The sequence below is a fragment of the Paraburkholderia graminis C4D1M genome (assembly GCF_000172415.1).
Lineage (GTDB): Bacteria > Pseudomonadota > Gammaproteobacteria > Burkholderiales > Burkholderiaceae > Paraburkholderia > Paraburkholderia graminis.
Genome location: NZ_ABLD01000009.1, coordinates 37,563 through 60,808, shown reverse-complemented (window position 1 = coordinate 60,808; position 23,246 = coordinate 37,563). Strand labels below are relative to the sequence as shown.

The 23,246-nt window shown below is 63.8% G+C and carries 22 protein-coding genes and 1 tRNA gene; 11 read left to right on the top strand and 12 right to left on the bottom strand.

Features of this window, described 5'->3' with window-relative positions:
• Positions 1 to 14: 14 nt before the first annotated feature.
• Positions 15 to 1,745: a M48 family metalloprotease gene (locus tag BGRAMDRAFT_RS16690; RefSeq protein ID WP_006049965.1), complete on the bottom strand. Its 1,731-nt coding sequence runs from the start codon at positions 1,743 to 1,745 to the stop codon at positions 15 to 17.
• Between the two features lie 173 nt (positions 1,746 to 1,918).
• Here BGRAMDRAFT_RS16690 and moaC point away from each other — a divergent pair, with 173 nt between their 5' ends.
• Positions 1,919 to 2,395 carry a cyclic pyranopterin monophosphate synthase MoaC gene (gene moaC / locus BGRAMDRAFT_RS16685; protein WP_006049964.1) on the top strand — a complete coding sequence of 159 codons (477 nt, stop codon included), beginning with the start codon at positions 1,919 to 1,921 and terminating at the stop codon, positions 2,393 to 2,395.
• Between the two features lie 52 nt (positions 2,396 to 2,447).
• Here the strand turns inward: moaC and BGRAMDRAFT_RS16680 are convergent, their stop codons facing one another.
• The 8 genes from BGRAMDRAFT_RS16680 to recA form a co-directional block, all read right to left on the bottom strand.
• A complete protein-coding gene (locus tag BGRAMDRAFT_RS16680; RefSeq protein WP_006049963.1) occupies positions 2,448 to 4,226 on the bottom strand; it encodes a PglL family O-oligosaccharyltransferase in 1,779 nt (592 codons plus the stop codon).
• A 160-nt stretch (positions 4,227 to 4,386) separates the two neighbouring features.
• Positions 4,387 to 5,019, bottom strand: coding sequence for a pilin (locus BGRAMDRAFT_RS16675; protein ID WP_006049962.1), 633 nt, complete (start codon positions 5,017 to 5,019; stop codon positions 4,387 to 4,389).
• Positions 5,020 to 5,164: 145 nt separating this feature from the next.
• Positions 5,165 to 5,869: a TerC family protein gene (locus tag BGRAMDRAFT_RS16670; protein ID WP_006049961.1), complete on the bottom strand. Its 705-nt coding sequence runs from the start codon at positions 5,867 to 5,869 to the stop codon at positions 5,165 to 5,167.
• 144 nt (positions 5,870 to 6,013) lie between these two features.
• Positions 6,014 to 6,895 (bottom strand): succinate--CoA ligase subunit alpha, encoded by an 882-nt coding sequence (gene sucD, locus BGRAMDRAFT_RS16665; protein WP_006049960.1) that lies wholly within the window; start codon positions 6,893 to 6,895, stop codon positions 6,014 to 6,016.
• A gap of 131 nt (positions 6,896 to 7,026) precedes the next feature.
• Positions 7,027 to 8,196, bottom strand: a complete 1,170-nt coding sequence (gene sucC, locus BGRAMDRAFT_RS16660; protein ID WP_006049959.1) for an ADP-forming succinate--CoA ligase subunit beta — start codon at positions 8,194 to 8,196, stop codon at positions 7,027 to 7,029.
• A gap of 29 nt (positions 8,197 to 8,225) precedes the next feature.
• On the bottom strand, positions 8,226 to 8,930 hold the full coding sequence (locus BGRAMDRAFT_RS16655; protein WP_006049958.1) for a DUF2889 domain-containing protein: 705 nt from the start codon (positions 8,928 to 8,930) through the stop codon (positions 8,226 to 8,228).
• 268 nt (positions 8,931 to 9,198) lie between these two features.
• A complete protein-coding gene (gene recX / locus BGRAMDRAFT_RS16650; RefSeq protein WP_044021247.1) occupies positions 9,199 to 10,044 on the bottom strand; it encodes a recombination regulator RecX in 846 nt (281 codons plus the stop codon).
• 7 nt (positions 10,045 to 10,051) lie between these two features.
• A complete protein-coding gene (gene recA, locus BGRAMDRAFT_RS16645) occupies positions 10,052 to 11,125 on the bottom strand; it encodes a recombinase RecA (protein WP_006049956.1) in 1,074 nt (357 codons plus the stop codon).
• Positions 11,126 to 11,358: 233 nt separating this feature from the next.
• On the opposite strand from recA, the gene BGRAMDRAFT_RS16640 reads away from it, so the two are divergent.
• The 5 genes from BGRAMDRAFT_RS16640 (at position 11,359) to BGRAMDRAFT_RS16620 (ending at position 16,234) form a co-directional block, all read left to right on the top strand.
• Positions 11,359 to 12,162 carry a response regulator transcription factor gene (locus BGRAMDRAFT_RS16640; RefSeq protein ID WP_044021267.1) on the top strand — a complete coding sequence of 268 codons (804 nt, stop codon included), beginning with the start codon at positions 11,359 to 11,361 and terminating at the stop codon, positions 12,160 to 12,162.
• 8 nt (positions 12,163 to 12,170) lie between these two features.
• Positions 12,171 to 13,718, top strand: coding sequence for a sensor histidine kinase (locus tag BGRAMDRAFT_RS16635; protein WP_006049954.1), 1,548 nt, complete (start codon positions 12,171 to 12,173; stop codon positions 13,716 to 13,718).
• 217 nt (positions 13,719 to 13,935) lie between these two features.
• Positions 13,936 to 15,594: an MFS transporter gene (locus BGRAMDRAFT_RS16630; protein ID WP_006049953.1), complete on the top strand. Its 1,659-nt coding sequence runs from the start codon at positions 13,936 to 13,938 to the stop codon at positions 15,592 to 15,594.
• Positions 15,595 to 15,709: 115 nt separating this feature from the next.
• A tRNA-Met gene (locus tag BGRAMDRAFT_RS16625) sits at positions 15,710 to 15,786 on the top strand.
• 106 nt (positions 15,787 to 15,892) lie between these two features.
• Positions 15,893 to 16,234, top strand: coding sequence for a hypothetical protein (locus BGRAMDRAFT_RS16620; RefSeq protein WP_006049952.1), 342 nt, complete (start codon positions 15,893 to 15,895; stop codon positions 16,232 to 16,234).
• Between the two features lie 25 nt (positions 16,235 to 16,259).
• Here BGRAMDRAFT_RS16620 and BGRAMDRAFT_RS16615 read toward each other — a convergent pair whose 3' ends face one another.
• Positions 16,260 to 16,967 (bottom strand): FadR/GntR family transcriptional regulator, encoded by a 708-nt coding sequence (locus BGRAMDRAFT_RS16615; protein ID WP_044021245.1) that lies wholly within the window; start codon positions 16,965 to 16,967, stop codon positions 16,260 to 16,262.
• 93 nt (positions 16,968 to 17,060) lie between these two features.
• Between BGRAMDRAFT_RS16615 and dgoD the strand changes: the two genes are divergently transcribed.
• From dgoD to BGRAMDRAFT_RS16600, 3 genes are all read left to right on the top strand, one after another.
• Positions 17,061 to 18,209, top strand: a complete 1,149-nt coding sequence (gene dgoD, locus BGRAMDRAFT_RS16610; protein WP_006049950.1) for a galactonate dehydratase — start codon at positions 17,061 to 17,063, stop codon at positions 18,207 to 18,209.
• Between the two features lie 332 nt (positions 18,210 to 18,541).
• Positions 18,542 to 18,844: a hypothetical protein gene (locus BGRAMDRAFT_RS16605; RefSeq protein WP_006049949.1), complete on the top strand. Its 303-nt coding sequence runs from the start codon at positions 18,542 to 18,544 to the stop codon at positions 18,842 to 18,844.
• Between the two features lie 17 nt (positions 18,845 to 18,861).
• Positions 18,862 to 19,122, top strand: a complete 261-nt coding sequence (locus BGRAMDRAFT_RS16600; RefSeq protein WP_232292287.1) for a YodC family protein — start codon at positions 18,862 to 18,864, stop codon at positions 19,120 to 19,122.
• 243 nt (positions 19,123 to 19,365) lie between these two features.
• On the opposite strand, the gene BGRAMDRAFT_RS16595 is transcribed toward BGRAMDRAFT_RS16600, so the two are convergent.
• Both BGRAMDRAFT_RS16595 and copC read right to left on the bottom strand, forming a co-directional pair.
• Positions 19,366 to 20,295 carry a CopD family protein gene (locus BGRAMDRAFT_RS16595; RefSeq protein WP_006049947.1) on the bottom strand — a complete coding sequence of 310 codons (930 nt, stop codon included), beginning with the start codon at positions 20,293 to 20,295 and terminating at the stop codon, positions 19,366 to 19,368.
• Positions 20,292 to 20,669, bottom strand: a complete 378-nt coding sequence (copC, locus tag BGRAMDRAFT_RS16590; protein ID WP_006049946.1) for a copper homeostasis periplasmic binding protein CopC — start codon at positions 20,667 to 20,669, stop codon at positions 20,292 to 20,294. Before copC ends, BGRAMDRAFT_RS16595 begins: the two co-directional genes overlap by 4 nt.
• Before the next feature lie 404 nt (positions 20,670 to 21,073).
• Here copC and BGRAMDRAFT_RS16585 point away from each other — a divergent pair, with 404 nt between their 5' ends.
• Both BGRAMDRAFT_RS16585 and BGRAMDRAFT_RS16580 read left to right on the top strand, forming a co-directional pair.
• On the top strand, positions 21,074 to 21,805 hold the full coding sequence (locus BGRAMDRAFT_RS16585) for a c-type cytochrome (protein WP_029968196.1): 732 nt from the start codon (positions 21,074 to 21,076) through the stop codon (positions 21,803 to 21,805).
• Between the two features lie 21 nt (positions 21,806 to 21,826).
• Complete coding sequence (locus tag BGRAMDRAFT_RS16580; RefSeq protein WP_006049944.1) at positions 21,827 to 23,125, top strand: c-type cytochrome; 1,299 nt, start codon at positions 21,827 to 21,829, stop codon at positions 23,123 to 23,125.
• Positions 23,126 to 23,246: the final 121 nt, after the last annotated feature.

Here is a 23,246-nt window from a genome sequence, read left to right as displayed (position 1 = left end):
CATGAACTTCGCGCCTAACCCTTCTCATCCAGCCGCTCTTCCTTGTAGCGGTTCTCCATCTCGTGCAGCCTCGCGTCGACGGTAGCCAGATCGTAATAGCCGATCGTCTTCATATCGCGCGCGTCCTTTAATTGGCGGATCGCGGACGGCCACGCGCCTTCCAGCGCGAATTTCTCGGCAAGCGCGCGATGACGCGTGAGCGCATCGCCCGTCCCCGCGCTCGCCTGCGCCAGATACAACCACCACGCCGGCTGATCCGGCTGCGCGCGCGTCTCCTTCTGCGCCAGCGCCTGCGCCTCGGCGAATCGCCGCAAGCTCAGCAAGGTGCGAACGTGCATGTCGATGGCGGCGTTCGATTGCGGCCAGCGCTTTTGCGCGAGATCGGCAAGACGCACCGCGTCTTCGTCGCGGCCGGCACGCCGCGCGATGTCGGCGGCGAGCACGTCGAGACTTGGGGAAGTGCGCGCGGCGTCGCCGTCCGCCTGTGCCCCAGCCGAAAACACCGCACGCGACGACGCCAGCGACGAAGCCGCGTCGTCGTAACGCTCGAGCAGCATCTGGCCATACGCGATGCCATACCAGTTCGCCGCGACGTTCAGCGCCGTGCGGTCTTCGATTTCGGAGCGCATGCGCGAAATCTCGTCGGCGTATTCGCTGCGCGAGCGGTCCTGCAGCAAGCGCGCCCGCGCGCGCACGAAACCGTACTCGGCCACCTGATGCGGTTGCCGGTATGGCGCACGCCGCGCGCGGTCTTCCATGTCGGCGATCCGCTCGCCGGTCAGCGGGTGCGTGCGCGCGTAGGCCGGAATGCCGGTATCGCTCATCGCCGCACGGTCGAGACGGGCGAAGAACGCCGTCATCGCGTACGGATCGTAGCCCGCGCCGGCGAGCAGCAAAAAGCCGACGCGGTCCGCCTCGTGTTCGGCGGAGCGCGAAAAGCGCAACTGGTTGTCCACGGCGTAAGCCTGACCGCCAATCGCAATCGCGCTGCCCAGGTCGCCGCTATGCGCAAGCACGCCCGCGAGAACGCCGAACAGCATGCCCGCGAGCGCCGCGTAGCCGCTGCGCTCGCCCGTGGTGATCATCCGCGAGATATGGCGTTGCAGGACATGGCCCATCTCGTGACCGAGTACGGACGCGAGTTCGGATTCGGTTTGCGTCGCGACGATCAGCCCCGTGTTCACGCCGATGAAACCGCCGGGCAGCGAAAACGCGTTGATCTGCGCGTCGCGCACGGCGAACAGATCGAAGTCCGGCCGATAGCCGCCGATATACAGCGCGTTCGCCGCTGCGGCGAGTTTCGCGGCGACCGAATTCAGATAGTCGCGCACCAGCCAGTCGTCGAGATAGTCGGGGTCGCGCCGCAAGTCGCGCATCACGCGTTCGCCTAGCTTGCGCTCGGCTTGTGGCGTGAGCGTCCCCGCGCCGCCGCTGCCGAGGTCGGGCAATTGCTGCGCGACGATCGGCGCACGCCAGCCGCCGGTGCCACCACCGTTGCTACCGCGGTTCGCGCCCGAGTTGCCGGAGAAGCGGCTTTGCGCGCCGCCGTACACGCCGAATACGCCTTGCGCGATGTCGGGCGGCACGATCGGATCGGCGTATGACTCGACCGGCCCGCTGACGAGCGGCGGCTCAGCGGACTGCATCGGCGCAGCGCCGGACGCCGCGCGTGTCTGCGCGAACGCGCCAGGCGGCGCGGCCAGCGCAACACAGAGCAACGCAGCAAGAGACCGTTTCAGACGCATTGCGAGTTCGTATGACGGAGTCGAAAGCGACGCCCGCCGCTCGGATCATCGCGCGACTAAGATAGCGGGCATGGCGCAATTGTAATCAGTCGACGCACTCATCCGGCAGGCCGGCGCAGGGCCGGACGGGCGCACCGCACTGCTATGATAGGCGCCCTCTGAAGGAGCCAACCATGCCTGAACTCACTCATTTCGACGCTGCCGGCGACGCGCATATGGTGGACGTCGGCGGCAAGCAGGAGACGAAGCGCATCGCCATCGCGCGCGGCTCGATCCGCATGCTGCCCGAAACCTTCGCGCTGATCCGCGACGGCAACGCAAAAAAGGGCGACGTGATCGGCGTTGCGCGTATCGCCGCGATTCAAGGCGCAAAGCGCACGGCGGATCTGATTCCGCTGTGTCATCCGCTCGCGCTGACACGCGTGAAGGTGGACTTCGAACTGGACGACAAGACGCCCGCCGTGCATTGCACCGCGCAGGTGGAAACGCTAGGCAGAACCGGGGTCGAGATGGAAGCGCTCACCGCCGTGCAGGTCGGGCTGCTGACGGTGTACGACATGTGCAAGGCGGTGGATCGCGGGATGACGATCACCGATGTGAGGGTGATGGAGAAGCATGGTGGGAAGTCGGGGGATTGGGTGGCGGCGTAAGGCGACGCTCGCGATCACGCTCCTCCTCCGATACTTCCACCCAAGACCCGCCTCACTCCTCGTCGTCTTCCTGCTCGACATCGCCCGACGGCAGACCGTAACGCTTGACGAGTTCCGCCTTGAAGCCGGCAAGCGTCTTCTGTTCATCGCAGAGTTGATACAGATAGCTCAACTGCGACGGCCAGTCTTTCAGTTCCTCCGCGAAGATTTTCAGTCGCTCGACGGTATCGAATGCCGCGGCCGTGTCTCCGCTCAACGCCTGTAGCACCGCATAACGACGCAGCACGGTTTCGCCGGGCAACAGCGCCATCGCCTGACGATGCATCGCGAGCTTGTGCTGAAGGTCCATCGAGTTCATCGGCAACAGCGTTGCCATGCCGTACCCGCCCCACGCCCGGAAAAGGAACGACGGGTCCGCGCGATATTGCTCGGCCGGACGCGAGCCGTAGTACAGCACCTCGGCGCGCGCGTAATCGCGGTACACCGGATAAAGCGCGGCAATGCCGCCGAACACGATCGCCGCGAATACGCCAAACGACAGACGCGCAGGCACGAGCCGCAACGGACGCGTCTCGAGCAGGCCGAACACGAACATGGCCGGCAGCAGGAAGAACATGTACTGCTGCGGATATTCGACGAGCGCATGCATGACGAGCACGCCGATCAGCGCAATGCCGAATACGCGCCCGGCGCTCTGCGGTGCGCGCACCACACGCACCAGCCACGTGACGAGGCCGAACAGCACGATCGCAAGACCGATCAGGCCGGTTTTCGCGAGCAGATCGATGAAAACGTCGTGTGAGTTATTGGCGATCTCGACGCCGCCGAGCGTCTTCGCGTACTGATACTGATAGCTCGGAAACTCGCCCCAGCCGACGCCCAGCAACGGATGCGTGCGGAACATCGTCCAGCCGTATTTCCACAGCGCGAGCCGCGGCGCGATCTGGCCGGCGTCCTTGAAACGATCCGCCGCCGACTGCCCGAGTTCGAGGTGATAGCGCACGTTGGCCCAGCGAATCAGCGCATTCACGACGAAGAACAGCACAGCGAGCGCAATGGGAATCAGCCATTGCCGATGACTGCGGCGCAACTGCGGTTCGGCGCGGGTCTGCGCGAACGCCATCCAGAAACCGGCCACGACGATCACACCCATTTGCAGCCACGGGCCGCGCGACACCGTCAACGCGAGCCCCACTGCAAAGATGGTGGAGACGAGAGCCCAGATCGGGACGGCGATCCGGCGCGTCTGCACGAGGAACAGCGCGCCGGCCATCGCGAACGCGATATACGTGGCGAGGTGGTTCGCCTGCGCCATGTTGCCGAACGGCCGGCGCTCGACCGTCACGTTATACGCGACCACGAGCGGCGACACGCGCGTCTCCAGGTGAAAGAGCTGGATGACCTGGCAGAACACTGCAAACAGCCCGCCGACGACCAGCGCGCAAGCCGCCCAGCGCAACGCGGTCTCGCTGAGCTTCGCGCGCGCGAAGCCGTAGCCCGCGTGTGTCGCCATGAATGCAGCCAACAGAAAGCCGCCGCCGAGCCAGTTCATCGACGGTTGCGAGACCGGCAGCAGCACCGACTGCGCGACCAGCAACAGCCCGAACAGCAGCGGCACGAGCGCCACCACGGGCGACGCAAAGCCGATGCGCGGCTGCGAACCCGCGACCAGCAAGACCACGCCGGCGCCCATCAGCAGGTACAAAGCGAGGGCTGTGAATTCAGCGTAGAACGTCGGAATCGGATAGGTATGGTTGACGACTGCATAAGGCAGCACCAACGCGAGAGCCAACAGAATGAGAGAAAGGTAGCGCGCGAAAGGTGTGGGCATCGAGTAAGCGGGTGGGCGTCAGCAACCGGCGCACTATACAAAAAAATCCTTGCGCTGTGCGCCGGCTGGGCCGAAATATCCCGAAAATCAGCGATTTACGTTTGAACGGCTAGCTATCCGTGCGTGCATGCGTCGCGCGTGTCGCATCACGCGTGTTGCATTACGCGCGGCACTCGGGAGGTGAGAGGTGTGAGGGCAAGGTCGGCGCCTGCGCGGGCATCGGACCTGCGCCCGGCGCCGGCAACGACGACGCGGTCTTGCCGCCGGCAAAGCATTCCCACGCGAGCGCGCCCGCCTGCACCGCGCCCTTCGCCAACGAGACACGCGCGGTGGGCGCATCGATGTTGTCGGGCACCGACGGCACGAGCGTGATCGTGTTGGAACCGGCCGGCGCCACGCGCGTCGTGAAGGCGACGGTGATCTGCCCGCTGTCGTCGTCGACATGAACGGACTCGACGTTGCGCGTCGCGGGCGGCGACGCGTAGCCGCCACCGAACGCGTTGCCGCTCGCCGCGTTTTCCGACACGGCAAGACGCGCCGACGACGCGAGCGACAGTCCCTCGCCCACGCGGCTGCGTGCGAGGTAGTCCTGATACGCGGGAATCGCATAGGCCGCGATCACGCCGACGATCGCCAGCACGATCATCAGTTCGATCAGCGTGAAGCCGAGACCGAGGCGCGAGCCGACGCGGCGGCACGCTCGCGCGAGTGTTGCGGACCAGCGCGCTCGCGCGAATCGCGAGTGCGCCAGCGTGGATTGCGAATAAGGGGAATAAGGCAAGGTGACGATCATCGGCAGGCTCCTGAAACGAAAAGCGCCTGCTCCACGAATCGGGAACAGGCGCTTTGATCGTAGCGAGCGACGCTCGTCTCGGACAGTCAGCCGAATGGCTAACGTTGAACCTGGAACGCACGCAGGTGTGATGCTTGGCGTTCCTTCAGGCCGCCGCGGATTTCGCGTTGCGGCGCTTGATCACATAACCCAGGATCACGACGAACAGCGCGCCTGCGATGCTCATGCCGTATTCGGCGAGCGGCGTGTCGAGGACCGGCCAACGGTCGCCGGCCGGATCGTTGATGATGAGCCCGCCCGCGATCCAGCCGAGCAACGCGGCGCCGAGCGTGATGACGATCGGGAACCGGTCCAGCAGTTTCAGCACGATCTGGCTGCCCCATACGATCAACGGGATACTCACCACGAGTCCGAAGATCACCAGCGCGAGGCGATGCTCCGGGTCAGCGGCCTCGGCGGCGCCCGCAATAGCGATCACGTTGTCGAGACTCATCACGGCATCGGCGACGATGATCGTCTTGATCGCCGAGATGAGCTTATCGGCGGGCTTCACGTTTTCGTGCGCGTCGTGCGCCGGCGCCATCAGCCGGACGCCGATCCACAGCAGCAACAGCCCACCCGCGAACTTCAGCAGCGGCACGTCGAGCAGCGCGACCGCGAACGCGATCAGTACCACGCGCAGCAGGATCGCGCCCGCAGTGCCCCACAGCACGCCCTTCGTGCGCTGCGCGGGCGGCAGGTTGCGGCAGGCCAGCGCGATCACGACGGCATTGTCGCCACCGAGCAGAATGTCGATGACGATGATCTGAATGACTGCGCCCCAATGGAGCGTGGCGAGGAACTCGAGCATGAGCAAAAGAATAAGAAGGAAGCGGACGCGCGGCCAATAAAAAAGCGGAGGAGTGTTTAACTCCCCCGCTTTTGAGAACGCACGCTACGAAAGGATCTCGTAAGCGTATCAAAAAAGGCGCTCGAACTGGGCGCCAGTTTCGATTTACAGCATTGCCTTCAGAAGACGCGCCATTTCCGACGGGTTCTTCGTGACCTTGATGCCGCAGGCGTCCATGATTTCCAGCTTCGCTTCGGCCGTATCCGCACCGCCCGAGATCAGCGCGCCGGCGTGGCCCATGCGCTTGCCCGGAGGCGCCGTGACGCCGGCGATGAAGCCGACCACCGGCTTCTTCATGTTGCCCTTGATCCACTCAGCCGCGTTCGCTTCGTCCGGACCGCCGATCTCGCCGATCATGATGACGGCGTCCGTATCCGGATCGTCGTTGAACATCTTCATCACGTCGATGTGCTTCAGACCGTTGATCGGATCGCCGCCGATACCGACTGCCGACGACTGGCCGAGGCCGATCGCCGTCAACTGGCCGACTGCTTCATACGTCAGCGTGCCCGAACGCGACACGACGCCGATGCGGCCCTTGCGGTGGATGTGACCCGGCATGATGCCGATCTTCAGTTCGTCCGGCGTGATCGTGCCGGGGCAGTTCGGTCCGAGCAGCAGCGTCTTGCGGTTTTCGCGACGCATGCGGTCCTTGATCTCGATCATGTCACGGACGGGAATGCCTTCCGTGATGCAGATCGCGAGATCCAGGTCGGCTTCGACTGCTTCCCAGATTGCAGCAGCAGCGCCTGCCGGCGGAACGTAAATCACCGACACGGTCGCGCCCGTTTCAGCCTTGGCTTCAGCGACGCTTGCGTAGATAGGAATGCCTTCGAAATCTTCGCCGGCCTTCTTCGGGTTCACGCCTGCGACGTACGCTTCGCGGCCGTTTGCGTATTCACGGCAAGCACGCGTATGGAACTGACCGGTCTTGCCGGTGATGCCCTGCGTGATGACCTTGGTGTCTTTGTTAATCAGAATCGACATGTATTGACCTCTGTTCGTTTGGCGTCACACGATGGCGCGACGAGCAACGAGGCGGAACGTTCTCGCCCGCGTTGCCCGTGCGCTACCGTGCGCCGCCATTCGTAATCCTGGTAAACGCCGTGGGAGGCTGATTACGCCTTGCCCGCGGCAGCCGCGACGACCTTCTGAGCCGCTTCTTCCATGCTGTCAGCCGAGATGATCGGCAGACCGGAATCGGCGAGCATCTTCTTGCCCAGGTCTTCGTTCGTGCCCTTCATGCGGACCACGAGCGGCACCTTCAGCGACACGGCCTTCGACGCCGCGATCACGCCTTCCGCGATCACGTCGCAGCGCATGATGCCGCCGAAGATGTTGACCAGAATCGCGGTCAGGTTCGGGTTCTTCAGCATGATCTTGAACGCTTCCGTGACCTTCTCCGTCGTGGCGCCACCGCCCACGTCGAGGAAGTTCGCCGGTTCGCCGCCGAACAGCTTGATGGTGTCCATCGTCGCCATTGCGAGGCCCGCGCCGTTCACCAGACAGCCGATGTTGCCGTCGAGCGAGATGTACGCGAGGTCGAACTTCGACGCTTCGACTTCAGCCGGATCTTCTTCGTCCAGATCGCGATACGCGACGATTTCCGGATGACGGAACAGTGCGTTCGAATCGAAGTTGAACTTGGCGTCGAGTGCGATGACCTTGCCGTCGCCCGTCAGGATCAGCGGGTTGATTTCGGCGAGTGATGCGTCGGTTTCCCAGAACGCCTTGTAGAGGCCTTGCAGGATCGCGCGTGCTTGCGGGATCGACGCGTCGGGCACGCCGATCTTCTTCGCGAGGTCGTCTGCTTCGGCGTCCTTCAGGCCGGTCGACGGATCGACGGCAACCTTGTGGATCAGCTCGGGCGTCTTTTCCGCGACTTCCTCGACGTCCATGCCGCCTTCGCTCGACGCCATCACGACGATCTTCTGCGAAACACGATCGATCACGAGGCCGACATACAGTTCCTTCTTGATGTCCGCGCCTTCCTCGATCAACAGGCGGTTCACCTTCTGGCCTTCCGGACCAGTCTGGTGTGTGACAAGCTGCATGCCGAGGATCTGGTTCGAGTACTCGCGAACCTGATCCAGCGACTTGGCAACCTTCACGCCGCCACCCTTGCCACGGCCACCCGCATGGATCTGAGCCTTCACGACCCACACCGGGCCGCCGAGCTCTTCCGCGGCCTTGACCGCATCATCCACCGAGAAGACCGGCTTGCCGCGCGGTACCGCGACGCCGAATTTCCGCAGGATTTCCTTACCCTGGTACTCGTGAATCTTCATGCGTGATTCCCTTCAGTCTGAGAGTTGGATTAAACATCGCTTCCGCTACCGTCCAACATGCCGGGCGCATTGCCCCTGCCTTCGTGGCGGGCCGCCCCGTTGTCTGGCGATGCCGGGCGGTCTGCTGGGCGTGGCGCATGGCCATACCAGCGCGGGTAAAACTGCTGCACTGCCTCCCCGTCGAAACGCAGCGCGTGGCAGCGTCCCAACTGGAATGGCGGTTTTTCGTTTAGACGTTCGGCGGTGCCGTCGGTCGACTCGCTTTCTGAACTTGCACTCGCGCCTGGCGTGCTGTCACCGGTGTTCCATACGTCGCCGGCGAACGCCTGGATCGCTGCGGTCGGCAGGATCGCGCACAGCTCGGTGAGATGCGTGCAACCCGCCGTGCCGGCCAGCAAACGGGCAGCATCGCGACGGAAGTTGTGGAACAGATTGAGCCCGATGAGGGCACGATAGGCGGGATTGCTGGCTTGGCAGAGCCCAGGATAGGGCACCCAGTCGGACGACGCCTCGGCGTCGACGACATTGAGCTTGCGATCGATGGTGATGCGAAGCCAGAGTTCATGGATCGGTTGACCATTGGGCCGGACGCCCGACGCAAGGACCACGTCGCGTGGCTTTTCGTCGGTCAAGCACGCTTCCACATCCCACAGGCCATCGGCTCGTTCATAAGCTTCCGCCCGGATTGCGCGACGATGGCGCAATTGACGGGGCACTGACGAGGAAAGCGGCATGCGGAAAGGAAAGGCCGAATTGGAAAACGCGTGAATTTTAGCATACTGGGTATTCGGGACAGCCCGGAATGCGGCGGGGACGGCCTGCTGGCCGGTTATGGGTGGGGTTATGGCTGGAGTTGGTGGGGGGAAGGTTGGGTTGAAGCGTTAGTGTGGGTGATGCGGTTTGGTGGGACTTGTGGTGCTTGTCCTGCTTCTGGCGCTTCGCGGCACTTTCCGCCGTTTCGCGTCATTTCGCGCCCTTCGCTGCTAGTCGCCGCCTTCGCCGTTATTCACCGCTCCATTCTTCGTCGATACCTTTGAGGATTTTGCCGATCGTCGCGCCAGAAAAGCCGCGTGACGCGAGAAAGCGCGCCTGCTTCGCGCGCTCAGCCGCGGTCTCCGGAAGCTGACCGAACTTCTTGCGCCATACGGCTTGGGCGCGCGCCAGTTCCGTTTCGCGTAATTGAGCGCTCGCTTCGTCGACGAGCGTGCGATCCACCGCGTGCTGCTTCAATTCGCCAACGATGCGGCTCGCACCCAGTCGCGACGAACGACGATGAATCAGGCTTTCGGCGAAGCGGGAATCGGATAGCCAGTTTTCGGATTCGAGCGTGTCGAGCAGCGTATCGAGCGAATCGCTTTCTTCGACGAAGGGCTTCAGCTTGCGTGCAAGTTCACTGCGGCTATATTCGCGGCGCGATAGGTAGCCGAGCGCGCGTCCTTTGAGCGAACGTGCTGGGCGTTGGGATTTTTTTGCTTCGCTTGGGGCGGGATCTGCGTCGCCGGGTGTTTGGTCTGAGGCAGATGTGCTGCGTGAGCCGCTTGACCCATGCGAACGAAGCGAGCTGCGTGAGTTGTTACGCGAGTTGCGTGAGCCGCGCGACTCACTCGAGCGCGTGTAGGTAGCCTCAGCGGACTGGTCGGGCTGACCTGGCAACAGCGCGCGCCGCAGGCCACGGCCTGCGGCGCGATCGTGTGCGTCGAACGGTTCAGGCCGATCGAACGGATCAAAGCGATCCGATGTTTCGGATAGATCCGCATGCGCCGAACGTTCGGGCGAATCGCTCCCGTCATTACGCGGGCCGCCCACGTTGCGTCCAGAATTGGACAATGGCCGGCCCTTGCGTATCACGTAGTGGTTACTCTTCGTCCGCGACTTCTGCGCCTGCGCCGGTCACTGCCTCGGCCATTGCATTCACACCCAGCGATTCGCGGATGCGGTTCTCGATCTCACGAGCGATATCCGGATTTTCGCGCAGGAATTCACGCGCATTGTCCTTGCCCTGGCCGATACGCTCACCGCTATAGCTGTACCACGCACCGGCCTTGTCGACGATTTTGGCCTGCACGCCCAAGTCGATAATTTCGCCCTGACGCGAAATACCCTCGCCGTACAGAATGTCGAAGATCGCTTCGCGGAACGGTGGCGAAACCTTGTTCTTGACCACCTTGACGCGCGTTTCATTGCCGATCACTTCGTCGTTCTTCTTGATCGAGCCAATGCGGCGAATGTCGAGACGCACCGACGCATAGAACTTGAGCGCATTACCGCCGGTGGTGGTTTCCGGATTGCCGAACATCACGCCGATCTTCATGCGGATCTGGTTGATGAAGATCACGAGGCAGTTGGTGCGCTTGATCGTGCCGGTGAGCTTGCGCAGCGCTTGCGACATAAGACGCGCTTGCAGACCCGGCAGCGAGTCGCCCATTTCGCCTTCGATTTCAGCCTTCGGCACGAGCGCCGCGACCGAGTCGATCACGATCATGTCGATCGAGCCCGAGCGCACCAGTGCGTCGGCGATTTCCAGCGCCTGCTCGCCCGTGTCCGGCTGCGACACCAGCAGGTCGTTCACGTTCACGCCGAGCTTGCCCGCGTATTGAATGTCCAGCGCGTGTTCCGCGTCGATAAACGCTGCCGTGCCGCCGATCTTCTGCATTTCGGCGATGACTTGCAGCGTCAGCGTGGTCTTACCCGACGACTCCGGACCATAGATTTCGACCACGCGGCCACGCGGCAAACCGCCGACGCCCAACGCGATGTCGAGGCCGAGCGATCCGGTGGAAACGACCTGGATGTCTTCGACTACCTCACCTGCGCCGAGCCGCATGACCGACCCTTTGCCGAACTGCTTTTCGATCTGCGCGAGGGCGGCAGCGAGTGCCTTGCTCTTTTCAGCAGTCAGTCCAGCCGAGCCTTTCTTGCTTTCTTCCATGAATCGTCCTTTGCTATGATGAACGGCGTCTGAGGCAGATGTGTCGTCCAGTTTTGAAGGACAGCACACGAAACTCAGACACTGTATAAAAAAACAGTGGTTTTGGCAAGCGTGATTCTGATGCGAACGCGCATTTTTACTGTCGCGCCGCCCAACCACCCACAATGATTCGGAGACCGCTGCGCGCCGCGGGGACACCCGAGGTGCCGGCCAAGGCCCTGAGCTGGCGCATCATGCGAATTCTGATTGCCGAAGACGACAGCATACTCGCGGACGGTCTGGTTCGATCACTCCGCCAATCGGCCTATGCCGTGGATCACGTGAAGAGCGGCGTCGAGGCCGACACCGCGCTGTCGATGCAAAGTTTCGACCTGCTGATTCTCGATCTCGGCCTGCCGCGCATGTCCGGGCTCGAGGTGCTGCGCCGCCTGCGCGCGCGCAATTCGAACCTGCCGGTGCTGATTCTGACTGCCGCGGACAGCGTCGACGAGCGCGTCAAGGGCCTCGACCTCGGCGCCGACGACTACATGGCCAAACCGTTTGCCCTCAACGAACTCGAAGCGCGTGTGCGCGCGCTCACGCGGCGCGGCGCGGGCGGCGGTCCGACGATCGTGCGGCACGGTTCGCTGGGCTTCGATCAGGTGGGCCGGATCGCCTATATCAACGATCAGGTGATCGACCTGTCGGCGCGCGAGCTGGGTCTTCTCGAAGTGCTGCTGCAACGGATCGGCCGGCTGGTTTCGAAGGAACAGCTCGTCGACCATCTTTGCGAATGGGGCGAGGAAGTCAGCAACAACGCAATCGAGGTCTACGTGCACCGGCTGCGCAAGAAAATCGAGCCGAGCGGCGTGCGCATCATCACCGTGCGAGGGCTCGGCTACTGCCTCGAGAAAGCGGTCGCGCCCGCGAATGCCAGTGCGAATGCGAGTGCGAATGCCGGCGCGAATGCGGCGGCAACCACACCCGCCGCGCCCGAACCGGCACCATCGCCGTCAACGCCGGCCGGCGGAATGCCGGCGAGTCACCACTACAAATAGAGCACATCATGTCCGCACGCGCAGATCGCGCGACGGCCCGCCCGGCGGACCTCGACGAGGCGCGCGACGAGCGCTACGCCAATCCGTTCGCCCCGCCCGACGAAACCGAAGCCGCCGCCGAGGCGCGCCCGCGCTCGCTATTCGGCGAAATTCTCGACTGGATGCTCGCGCCTTTGCTGCTGCTCTGGCCGATGAGCCTGGCCGTCACTTATCTGGTCGCCAAGTCGATCGCGAACGGGCCGTTCGACCGCGCGCTGGAAACCGACGCCTACGTGCTCGCTCGGCAGATTCATCCGGTCAACGGCGTGGCCGAGCTGACGCTGCCCGATTCCACGCGCGACTTTTTGCGGACGGACAACGTCGACAGTGTTTTCTATCAGGTGCTCGGCACGCGGGGCGAGCTGGTGGCGGGCGAGCGCGACATGCCGCTGCCGCACGAAGACGACCGGCCGCAACCGGGCCTTGTCGCTTTCCGGGACGACATGCTGCGCGGCAACGACATCCGCGTGGCCTATACGACGGTCGAATTCCCGCAGACGCCCGGCGCAGAGCCGGTGCTCGTGCAGGTCGCCGAGACGCTCGACAAACGCAGCCAGCTCGCCAACGACATCATCAAAGGCGTGATCCTGCCGCAGTTCGTGATCCTGCCGCTCGCGATCCTGCTCGTGTGGTTCGGCCTTTCGCGCGGCCTCGCGCCGCTGCACGCGCTGCAGGCGCACATCCGCGCGCGTCGGCCCGACGATCTGTCGCCGCTCGAGGCGCGTCGCGCGCCGCCGGAGATCGAGCCGCTCGTCACGTCGTTCAATGATCTGCTGACGCGTCTTGAGCAGAACATGGAATTGCAAAAGCGCTTTATCGCCGACGCCGCGCATCAGATGAAAACGCCGCTCGCCGGCCTGCGCACTCAGGCTGAGCTCGCGCTGCGGCAAGACGCGTCGGCGGAAGTGCATCGCTCGCTCGAGCAGATCGCGACAAGCTCGGAGCACGCGGCGCGGCTCGTCACGCAACTGCTTGCGCTCGCGCGCGCCGAAAACCGCATGTCCGGACAGATCTTCACGCCGGTGGAAGTGACGGAAGTCGCGCGCAATGCCGTGCGCGACTGGGTGCAGGCCGCGCTCGCCAAGCAGATGGATTTGGGCTACGAGGCGCCGGAAGAACCCATCGAGGTCGACGGCAATCCGGTAATGCTGCGCGAGATGTTGTCGAACCTGATCGACAACGCGATCCGCTACACGCCGGAGGGCGGCCGCATCACCGTGAGAGTGAGGCGCGACGCCGCCGCGCGGCTCGTGCATCTCGAAGTGGAAGACACTGGCATCGGCATTCCAGCCGCCGAACGTTCGCGGGTCGTCGAGCGCTTTTACCGGATTCTCGGCCGCGAAGGCGACGGCAGCGGCCTCGGGCTTGCGATCGTCCGCGAAATCGCGACGATGCACGGCGGCGAGCTGACGATCGACGACAACGTCTATCAAACCGCGCCGCGGCTCGCGGGAACGCTGGTGCGTGTCAGTTTGCATGTGCTCGAGCGGGGCAGGACTTACCCTAACGCGGGCTGACAGCCACAAGCCGCCAAAGCCAAGTTGTCCGGCGTTCACAGCATATTGCACGGCGTTGAACCAGAATTGACCTATTTTCACGAACCTTCGTCGCGGGTCAGCAAGCCATCGGCGCAACCATTCACGTCAGTAGGCCGTAAGTTTTCACTCCAATAATCGGTTGCACGGAACGCCGCGGGCCGGCGCACCGCGTGCATATCAATATTGGAGACGACATATGGCTACCGTAGGCGGACACATTTCGCCCGTGCCCATGACGCGCGATGAGAAGCGGGTGATCTTCGCATCGTCGCTAGGTACGGTTTTCGAGTGGTACGACTTTTATCTGGCCGGCTCGCTGGCCGCCTTCATCAGCAAGAGCTTTTTCTCCGGCGTCAATCCGACTGCCGGCTTCATTTTCACGCTGCTCAGCTTCGCCGCGGGTTTCGCGGTCCGGCCGTTCGGCGCGGTGGTGTTCGGGCGGCTCGGCGATATGGTCGGCCGCAAGTACACGTTCCTCGTCACGATCGTGATCATGGGCGTGTCGACGTTCCTCGTCGGCTTCTTGCCCGGCTATGCGGCGATCGGCATCGCATCGCCGGTCATCTTCATCGCGATGCGGATGCTGCAGGGCCTGGCGCTCGGCGGCGAGTACGGCGGCGCCGCGACCTACGTGGCGGAACATGCGCCGCCGGGACGCCGCGGCTTCTACACTGCCTGGATTCAGACGACGGCCACGCTCGGCCTCTTCCTCTCGTTGCTCGTGATTCTCGGCGTGCGTACGGCGATGGGCGAAGACGCGTTCGGCGCATGGGGCTGGCGCATTCCGTTCATCGCGTCGATCGTGCTGCTGGCCATTTCGGTGTGGATTCGCCTGCAACTGCATGAATCGCCGGTGTTCGAGCGCATCAAGGCCGAAGGCAAGACGTCGAAGGCGCCGCTTACCGAAGCGTTCGGCCAGTGGAAGAACCTGAAGATCGTGATTCTCGCGCTGATCGGCCTGACCGCCGGCCAGGCCGTGGTGTGGTACACGGGCCAGTTCTACAGCCTGTTCTTCCTGACGCAGACGCTGAAGGTCGACGGCGCAACGGCCAACATCATGATCGCCATCGCGCTGCTGATCGGCACGCCGTTCTTCCTGTTCTTCGGCTCGCTGTCGGACCGCATCGGCCGCAAGCCGATCATCATGGCCGGGCTGCTGATCGCCGCGCTGACGTACTTCCCGCTCTTCAAGGCGCTCACGCACTACGTGAACCCGGCGCTGGAAACGGCTACGGCCAAGGCGCCGATCGTCGTGATCGCGAATCCCGACGAATGCTCGTTCCAGTTCAACCCGGTCGGCACGTCGAAGTTCACGAGTTCCTGCGACATCGCGAAGAGTGCGCTTTCGAAGGCCGGCCTGAACTACGAGAACGTCGCGGCGCCGGCGGGCACGGCGGCGCAGATCAAGGTCGGCGATACGGTGGTGAACACGTATGACGGCAAGGCCGCCGACGCCAAGGAACAGGGCAAGACGTTCGACAAGACGCTCGCCACGACGCTGAAGTCCGCGGGCTATCCGCCGAAGGCCGACTCGTCGCAGATCAACTGGCCGATGAGCGTGGTGATCCTGACGATCCTCGTGATCTACGTGACGATGGTCTACGGACCGATCGCGGCAATGCTGGTGGAGATGTTCCCGACGCGTATCCGCTATACGTCGATGTCGCTGCCGTATCACATCGGCAATGGCTGGTTCGGCGGCTTCCTGCCGGCCACCGCGTTCGCGATCGTCGCGGCGAAGGGCAACATCTACTCGGGCTTGTGGTATCCGATCGTGATCGCGCTCATCACGTTTGTGATCGGCATGCTGTTCGTCCGCGAAACGAAAGACTCGGACATTTACGCGAAGGATTGACCGGGACCCGCCGCCCCGCAGGCCCGCGCTTGCGGGCTCATGAGGCGGCAGTTTAAAAAGTTGCGCGCCGGGGGTTGACAGCCCCAGGCGCTATCCTCATAATCTCGCTTCTTTCGGCGAATTAGCTCAGTTGGTTAGAGCGACGGAATCATAATCCGCAGGTCCGGGGTTCGAGTCCCTGATTCGCCACCAGTTGCAAGAAAAAGCCGCTGACCCACAAGGTCCAGCGGCTTTTTCGTTTCTGGCTGTCTATTTTTCATTCAGGCACCGACACTCGCAACTTCAAGGAGGATTGTTGATGACGTTCCGCACCGCCGCGCGCGCCGTGGCCATCGCATCGATCGCGCTTTGGGGCGCCGCTTCCGTGAGCGCGGCTCAGGCGCAAACTCCGACCGACAACCAGTGGCGCGCAAGCCAGACCACCTTGTCGACGCTTCTGCAGAACGGCTACAGGATCGTCGCCGTCGTCAATACGCCTCGCGCCGACGGCGGCCCGGCCGATACGATCTTCGTGCAGCGCGACCAGAGCGCCTTCAAGTGCATCGATTCGCAAGCCTCCGAGGCGAGCAAGAAAGTGCCGGGCTGTTATGAACTGGCGCCGTCGTCGGGCGCGGCCACGACGGGCCCGGAAGCCAAGTAAGCGAGCCATCCGGGAACCGGCGCGATCACGCCTCGATGCGCCCGCGCGTCACGCCGAGCAGGCGCGCCATCGCGTCGCGCGCGGCGGCGGCGTCGCGCTCGCGAATCGCCTCGAACACGGCCGTATGTTCCGCGAGCGACGCATTGAAAACCTCCGCGCGCTTCGCATTCAGCCGAAGCTGCGCCTCGAGCGTACGTTCGATCAGTGTGCCGAGCGGAATCAGCAATTCGTTGCTGCACGCGATCAGCACGCTCAGGTGAAACTGCAGATCCGCCCTTACCCATTCGTCGACATTGCGCGCCGCGGCCATCGCCGCGTGGGCGGCGGCCAGCGCGCCGAACGTGTCATCCGCGTGCGAAGCCGCCGCGAGACCGGCGGCATACGGCTCGATCATCTCGCGCATTTCCTGCAGCTTGAGCGCGAATTGCATCGGCTCGGCGACGCGCGAATACCAGTCGAGCACATCGACATCGAGCAGATTCCACGCGTGCCTCGGCCGCACGCGCGTGCCCACGCGCGGCCGCGATTCGATCAGCCCTTTCGACGTCAGCGTGCGCAGCGCCTCGCGCAACACAGTGCGACTCACGCCCAAAGTGCCCATTAACTCCGCCTCGCGCGGCAGGATCGATTCGGGCGCGTAGTCGCCACGCAAAATCGCCGTGCCCAGCAAATGCGCGACGCGCCCATGCAGATCGTGCTGAATAGCTTTCTCCCGGCGGCGGCGCCGCTCAATATGTGGCGAATAGTACTATTAATAGTACTTTAGCGCGATTGTGCGGTAGCATGGAAACCCTCGAATATTTCGCAATGAGTGGAGACGCACGCCATGAAAATCACCAAGCTTGAAACGTTCATCGTTCCGCCGCGCTGGTGCTTCCTCAAGATCGAGACGGACGAAGGCATCGTCGGCTGGGGCGAGCCGGTGGTCGAGGGCCGCGCGCATACGGTGGCCGCGGCCGTCGAAGAACTGTCGGACTATCTGATCGGCAAAGACCCGCTTCTGATCGAAGACCACTGGCAGGTCATGTACCGCGCGGGCTTTTATCGCGGCGGTCCGATCACGATGAGCGCGATCGCCGGCGTCGATCAGGCGCTGTGGGACATCAAGGGCAAGCATCATGGCGTGCCGATTCACGCGCTGCTCGGCGGCCAGGTGCGCGACAGGATCAAGGTGTATTCGTGGATCGGCGGCGACCGTCCGAGCGACGTTGCGAACAACGCGCGCGCCGTGGTCGAGCGCGGCTTCAAGGCCGTGAAGATGAACGGCTCGGAAGAACTGCAGATCATCGACACCTTCGACAAGGTGCAAGGCGTCATCAACAACGTGGCCGCGGTGCGCGAGGCGGTGGGACCGGACATTGGCATCGGCGTGGATTTCCACGGCCGCGTGCACAAGCCGATGGCCAAAGTGCTCGCGAAAGAGCTCGACCCGTACAAGCTGCTCTTCATCGAAGAGCCGGTGCTGTCGGAAAACGCGGAAGCGCTGCGCGACATCGTCAACCAGACCAACACGCCGATTGCATTGGGCGAGCGTCTGTATTCGCGCTGGGACTTCAAGCACATCCTGTCGGGCGGCTACGTCGACATCATCCAGCCGGACGCCTCGCACGCGGGCGGGATCACGGAGTGCCGCAAGATCGCGTCGATGGCGGAAGCCTACGACGTCGCGCTCGCGCTGCACTGCCCGCTCGGTCCGATCGCGCTCGCCACCTGCCTGCAGATCGACGCGGTGAGCTACAACGCGTTCATCCAGGAACAGAGCCTCGGCATTCACTACAACCAGGGCAATGACCTGCTCGACTACATCAGGAACCCGGAAGTCTTCAAATACGAAGACGGCTTCGTGTCGATTCCGCAAGGTCCGGGTCTCGGTATCGAGGTGAACGAAGAGAAGGTGCGCGAGATGGCGAAGGTCGGGCATCGCTGGCGCAATCCGGTCTGGCGTCACGCGGACGGCAGCGTCGCGGAGTGGTGAGCGGAGCTTTGCTGACTGAGCCGGTTTGCTGACTAACTGACTAACTGACTAGCGCCGCCTGCGGGCGGCGCTCTCTTTTGTGCGTCGACAGCCGGGCGATTCGCGCGATGCAGCCACACGTTACGGCGACGTGACGCGCGGCCGTCTCAGTAACGTAACGTCCGGGACCAAACCGGCTCCAGCAGCGCTCGCAAGACGCTCGCGCCGCTTGCCTCTGCGCCCCGCAAAGCCCCGTCGACAAAGGCGCTCGCGCCCTTTGTTCGGCATCAGACAGTCACATGGCGTGGTCCTTGCTCAAATGCACTCGACAACAAAATGCATCGGGGGCTTTCATGGGCGAATTCATTCCGGACTATCTGCTGCGCGAACAGGCGGCCGTCGGCGCGCTCGCGCTGTTCGGCGTGCTGCGCATCATCGGCGCGGCCGTCGCGTATGAACGCGGCTGGCGCATCGCGGCGCTCGAAAAATGGTTCATCGCCGCCGCCGTCATCTATTGCATTCCGCAGCTTTTCGACGTGCTGGCGCATGTCTACGGCGCGCACGCGGCCGCAGCCGAACTCGAAGGAAAAGCGGCAGGCTGCGCGATCGCGCTCTTTAGCGCGCCGATCGTCGGGCATCGGCTGGGCCTCGAATGAATCGATCGGGCGGCCACATGCTGAACATGCTATCGACGCGCATCGCCAGAACGGCCCGGCTCACCAGGCCGGTGTACGGCGTCGGCGATGTGCTGAGGCTGAAATCGGGCGGATCGCCGATGACCGTCACATGGAGCGGTCCCGTGCTGTTCGCGTCAGGCAACTGGCTGATCTGCCAATGGTTCACCGATACGGGCGAACTGATGCAGGAGATGTTTCCCGAGGAAACGCTGGAGCCGGCGCAAGTGGAGAGGCGGTTGTCGGCTGCGGGGCAGTAGCGGATTGGCGGGTACTAGCGGATTCGCTTGCTGAGATGAGCGGCCGTGTCTACTGCGCCGCGCGTCAAAACTGCGCGGCGTTTTTTACGCGACGCGTGTGGACTGCGCGTTGTCTGAGGTGACGCGGCAAGGCGCACCGCCGCTTGTCTACGCGACGCGTGCGAACTACGCGTCGCCCGAGGTGACGCGGCAAGGCGCACAGTCACCGCCGCCTTGCCCCATCCAAACCCACCCAACCACCCCTCACCCAAGCGCCGCAAACGCCGGCACGCTATGCGACAGCACGGCGGCCGCGACAAGAACGCCGATCAACGCAAGTGCTTCCAGGTAAAGCACGTTGACGAAGGTATGCGCGTCCATCGTCGATGCCGTGCGGCGCAAGCGCGGCAGCGCGAGGAAGCGGTTCAGTCCGCCAAGCACCAGCGCCAGTCCGACGAGCGTGAGCTTGAGAATCAGCACATGGCCCCACGAGCTCGACTCGATCGCCAGCAACGACCCGCCCGAACCCCGCACCGCATTGAAGATGCCGGACAGGATGACAAACCCGACCGCGACCAGCGACACATTCGACACCTGCGTCGCCGTGCGGATCAGCACGCCGCGCGCCGTCGACGCGCCCAGCGCCGGCAACGCGACAAGCCCGGCCGTGATCGCGAGGCCGCCCCAGACGGTCGTCACGAGCACGTGCAGCGTTTGCATCGCGATGGCCGCCGACGCGAGGCCGGCGTCCGCCGCATGTCCGAGCGACGCCTTGCCCGCCGCGATAACGATCACCGCGAGCCACAGCAGCGCATTGCGCAGCATGCCGCCGTGACTCGTCATGGCCGTGCCGAGCAAAATCAGCGCGCCGGCGAAGGCAACGCTCCAGCCATAGCCGACATGCGTTTGCGAAAGCACGGTCGGCACCATGCCGAACGCGGCGGGCAATGCCACGCCGCTCATCGACGCCGCCTGATACAGCAGCCAGCCGAGATCCGCGAGCACCAGCACGACGCTCGCCGTCAGCAACGACCGTTGCGCGCGCAACCACGCGGGTTGCGCGGGCGAGATCTTCGCCTTGGCATCGTCCGCCAGCCACGCGCCGAGCAACGCCGAACCGACGGCAAACGCAAACGCGACATTCATGAGCGCGGCCATCGCGACCTGCCCGATCCACAGTCCGTCGATGCTCATTTGACAGTGAACGCAAAGTCGCCTTGCGTGCGATGACCGTCGGTGGCAACCGCGGTCCAATGCACCGCGTAGTGGCCCGCGCCCAACTGCGGCAGCGGCAGATGCATGACGCGCGCATCCTGTTTATCGACTTGCGACGCAGCCGATGCGGCCGGCTTGCCATTGGCATCGGCGAGCGCGATCTTGCTGAACGCCGGTTCGAGCGGCTCCGTAAAGTGCAGCGTGACCTCGGCGGGTGCGGCGACTTCGGCGTTGGCAGCCGGCTCGCTGGAAACGAGATGCGCATGCGCGAATGCCGTGGACGTCAGCAAGAGCGCCGCGGCGCCGAACGCGAATGAAAGCCGCGCCGGACGAATAAGATGGATTAGCTTCATGTAAGGCCGATAGCGGTGAACAGGAAAACGGCAGTGGCCGGCAGGGCTGGAGCGGAATGCAGCAGACCGCTCGCGCCGCGCGAACAGATCGAACGCGCAGCCCGGCGCGCCCGGAAGTGTACGCTTCGATGGTCCGCGTGCGCGTGGGTTCAACATCGCGCGTAAAAGTTCGCCGGGTACAGCGCTTGCAACCGTGGACGACGCAGTAAAAAGTCGGAAGGCGTGCATGAACATGCTCGGGCCCGGCAATGCGCGTCAAACTGTCGCACGCCTGTGACACCCGCAAGCGTCGCGCGTGCGGCAAATAGTCATCATCACCCTTCGATGATAGAATGCTGCGTCGCCGCAGCGCCGGCTGCCCTTCACACCGAGCCGCTCGAAGTTCGGTCAGGTCCCCGATTTTGATGGAGTTACGCGTGTCTTCAAGACGCATTTTCCGCCCGTTGCTTGCCCTTCTGCTGATCGGCTCCGCGGGTGTCTATAGCGCTGCGAAAGCGCAGACTCAACCGAAGGCCCCCGATACGATGGAAGCGCGCGTGCAAGGTTGCACGGCCTGCCACGGCACACACGGTCAAGGCACGGACAACGACTACTTCCCGCGCCTCGCGGGCAAGCCGGCCGACTATCTGTACAACCAGTTGCAGAATTTCCGCGAAGGGCGCCGCAAGTATCCGCCCATGAACTACCTCGTCACGTATCTCTCCGACGACTATCTGCATCAGATCGCCACGTACTTCTCGAAGCAGCGCCCGCCGTATCCGGCGCCGGCCAAGCCGACGGTTTCGTCCACCACGCTCGCGCGCGGCCAGCAGATCGTGCTGAACGGCGACGCGTCGAAGCAGATTCCGGCTTGCGCGGCTTGCCACGGCAAGAGCCTGACCGGCATGGAGCCGGCCATTCCGGGTCTGGTCGGTCTGCACTCCGACTACATCAGCGCGCAGCTCGGCGCATGGCGTTCGGGCACGCGCCACGCAATCGCACCTGATTGCATGCACACCATCGCCACGCGTCTCACCGACGAAGACGTCAACGCGGTCGCTGCGTGGCTTTCCACGCAACAGGCTCCACAAAACCCCGTGCCGGCTCCGGCCCGCTCGATGAAGACTCCGCTTGCCTGCGGCAGCGAACCGCAATAAGGCACCGGGAGAGACACTCAAATGAAACGCAAGTCTTTGTTCGCCCTCTCGGCAGTTGTCGTTGTCGCGGCTGCTGCACTCGTCCCCGTCCTGTGGTCGGGCGGCGACAATCTGCATAACGGCTCGGCCGTGGCGGCAACGCCGGCCGACCAGGCCGCGCTCGTCAAGAAGGGCGAGTACCTCGCCCGCGCCGGCGACTGTATCGCCTGCCACACGGTGCGCGGCGGCAAGCAATTCGCGGGCGGTCTGCCCATGGCCACGCCGTTCGGCACGATGTTCACGCCGAACATCACGCCTGACGACCAGTACGGCATCGGCAAGTGGACGCAGGACGACTTCTATCGCGCCATGCACACGGGCCGCTCGAAAGACGGCAGCCTGCTCTATCCGGGCTTCCCGTTCACGAGCTACACGAAGGTCACGCGCGCCGACTCGGACGCGATCTACGCGTATCTGCGTTCGGTGCCGCCGGTTGCCGTGCCGAGCCGTCCGCACGAACTCAAGTTCCCGTTCAACCAGCGCAACATGCTGATCGGCTGGCGCACGCTGTTCTTCCGTGAAGGCGAGTACAAGCCGGACCCGACCAAGTCGGTCGAGTGGAACCGCGGCGCGTATCTGATCGAAGGTCTCGGCCATTGCGGCATGTGCCACACGTCGATCAACGCAATGGGCGGCCCGGTCAGCTCGGCGGCTTTCGCCGGCGGTCTGATCCCGCTGCAGAACTGGTACGCGCCGTCGCTCACGTCGAACAAGGAAGCGGGTCTCGGCGACTGGGAAACGAAAGACATCGCCGATCTGCTGAAAACCGGCGTGTCGAACCGCGGCGCAGTGTTCGGCCCGATGGCGGAAGTGGTCCACAACAGCCTGCAGTACATGAGCGATGCGGACATCAACGCAATGGCCACGTACCTGAAGACGATTCCGCAGAAGAGCGAAGCACCTGAGCCGATGCAGCTCGAAACGTCCGAAAAGTTCGGCGGCGAACTGTTGAAGCAAGGTCAGAAGATCTACGCTGACAACTGCGCGAAGTGCCACGCGGACAATGGTCTCGGCATGCCGCCGGCCTTCCCGCCGCTCGCGAACAACCAGTCGATCCAGATGCCGTCGGCGGTCAACCCGATCCGCATGGTGCTGAACGGCGGTTATCCGCCGAGCACGGACGCGAACCCGCATCCGTACGGCATGCCGCCGTTCGCACAGTCGCTGTCGAATCAGGAAGTCGCAGCGGTCGTGACGTACATCCGTATGTCGTGGGGCAACCACGGCACGGCCGTGTCGCCGCAGCAAGTGTCCGATCTGCGTTCGGCGCCGCTCGACTAAGCAGCGTTTGTAGCATCAAGGGCGCGGCCTGCGAGATTCGCGGCCGCGCCCTTCGTTTTTTGATGACCGGTATCATGGGGTAGTTACCGCGGCAACTTTTGCCCCAATGAAACCGTGCAGG

What these genes read in the sequence shown, in the direction of transcription:
- sucD (WP_006049960.1), bottom strand. Translation starts at nt 6,895, where the DNA reads ATGTCGATTCTGATTAACAAAGACACCAAGGTCATCACGCAGGGCATC.
- BGRAMDRAFT_RS16690 (WP_006049965.1), bottom strand. Translation starts at nt 1,745, where the DNA reads ATGCGTCTGAAACGGTCTCTTGCTGCGTTGCTCTGTGTTGCGCTGGCC.
- BGRAMDRAFT_RS16630 (WP_006049953.1), top strand. Translation starts at nt 13,936, where the DNA reads ATGGCTACCGTAGGCGGACACATTTCGCCCGTGCCCATGACGCGCGAT.
- BGRAMDRAFT_RS16595 (WP_006049947.1), bottom strand. Translation starts at nt 20,295, where the DNA reads ATGAGCATCGACGGACTGTGGATCGGGCAGGTCGCGATGGCCGCGCTC.
- BGRAMDRAFT_RS16670 (WP_006049961.1), bottom strand. Translation starts at nt 5,869, where the DNA reads ATGCTCGAGTTCCTCGCCACGCTCCATTGGGGCGCAGTCATTCAGATC.
- BGRAMDRAFT_RS16675 (WP_006049962.1), bottom strand. Translation starts at nt 5,019, where the DNA reads ATGATCGTCACCTTGCCTTATTCCCCTTATTCGCAATCCACGCTGGCG.
- BGRAMDRAFT_RS16640 (WP_044021267.1), top strand. Translation starts at nt 11,359, where the DNA reads ATGCGAATTCTGATTGCCGAAGACGACAGCATACTCGCGGACGGTCTG.
- BGRAMDRAFT_RS16600 (WP_232292287.1), top strand. Translation starts at nt 18,862, where the DNA reads ATGCTGAACATGCTATCGACGCGCATCGCCAGAACGGCCCGGCTCACC.
- sucC (WP_006049959.1), bottom strand. Translation starts at nt 8,196, where the DNA reads ATGAAGATTCACGAGTACCAGGGTAAGGAAATCCTGCGGAAATTCGGC.
- BGRAMDRAFT_RS16605 (WP_006049949.1), top strand. Translation starts at nt 18,542, where the DNA reads ATGGGCGAATTCATTCCGGACTATCTGCTGCGCGAACAGGCGGCCGTC.
- copC (WP_006049946.1), bottom strand. Translation starts at nt 20,669, where the DNA reads ATGAAGCTAATCCATCTTATTCGTCCGGCGCGGCTTTCATTCGCGTTC.
- dgoD (WP_006049950.1), top strand. Translation starts at nt 17,061, where the DNA reads ATGAAAATCACCAAGCTTGAAACGTTCATCGTTCCGCCGCGCTGGTGC.
- BGRAMDRAFT_RS16655 (WP_006049958.1), bottom strand. Translation starts at nt 8,930, where the DNA reads ATGCCGCTTTCCTCGTCAGTGCCCCGTCAATTGCGCCATCGTCGCGCA.
- BGRAMDRAFT_RS16680 (WP_006049963.1), bottom strand. Translation starts at nt 4,226, where the DNA reads ATGCCCACACCTTTCGCGCGCTACCTTTCTCTCATTCTGTTGGCTCTC.
- recA (WP_006049956.1), bottom strand. Translation starts at nt 11,125, where the DNA reads ATGGAAGAAAGCAAGAAAGGCTCGGCTGGACTGACTGCTGAAAAGAGC.
- BGRAMDRAFT_RS16635 (WP_006049954.1), top strand. Translation starts at nt 12,171, where the DNA reads ATGTCCGCACGCGCAGATCGCGCGACGGCCCGCCCGGCGGACCTCGAC.
- moaC (WP_006049964.1), top strand. Translation starts at nt 1,919, where the DNA reads ATGCCTGAACTCACTCATTTCGACGCTGCCGGCGACGCGCATATGGTG.
- BGRAMDRAFT_RS16620 (WP_006049952.1), top strand. Translation starts at nt 15,893, where the DNA reads ATGACGTTCCGCACCGCCGCGCGCGCCGTGGCCATCGCATCGATCGCG.
- BGRAMDRAFT_RS16580 (WP_006049944.1), top strand. Translation starts at nt 21,827, where the DNA reads ATGAAACGCAAGTCTTTGTTCGCCCTCTCGGCAGTTGTCGTTGTCGCG.
- BGRAMDRAFT_RS16585 (WP_029968196.1), top strand. Translation starts at nt 21,074, where the DNA reads ATGGAGTTACGCGTGTCTTCAAGACGCATTTTCCGCCCGTTGCTTGCC.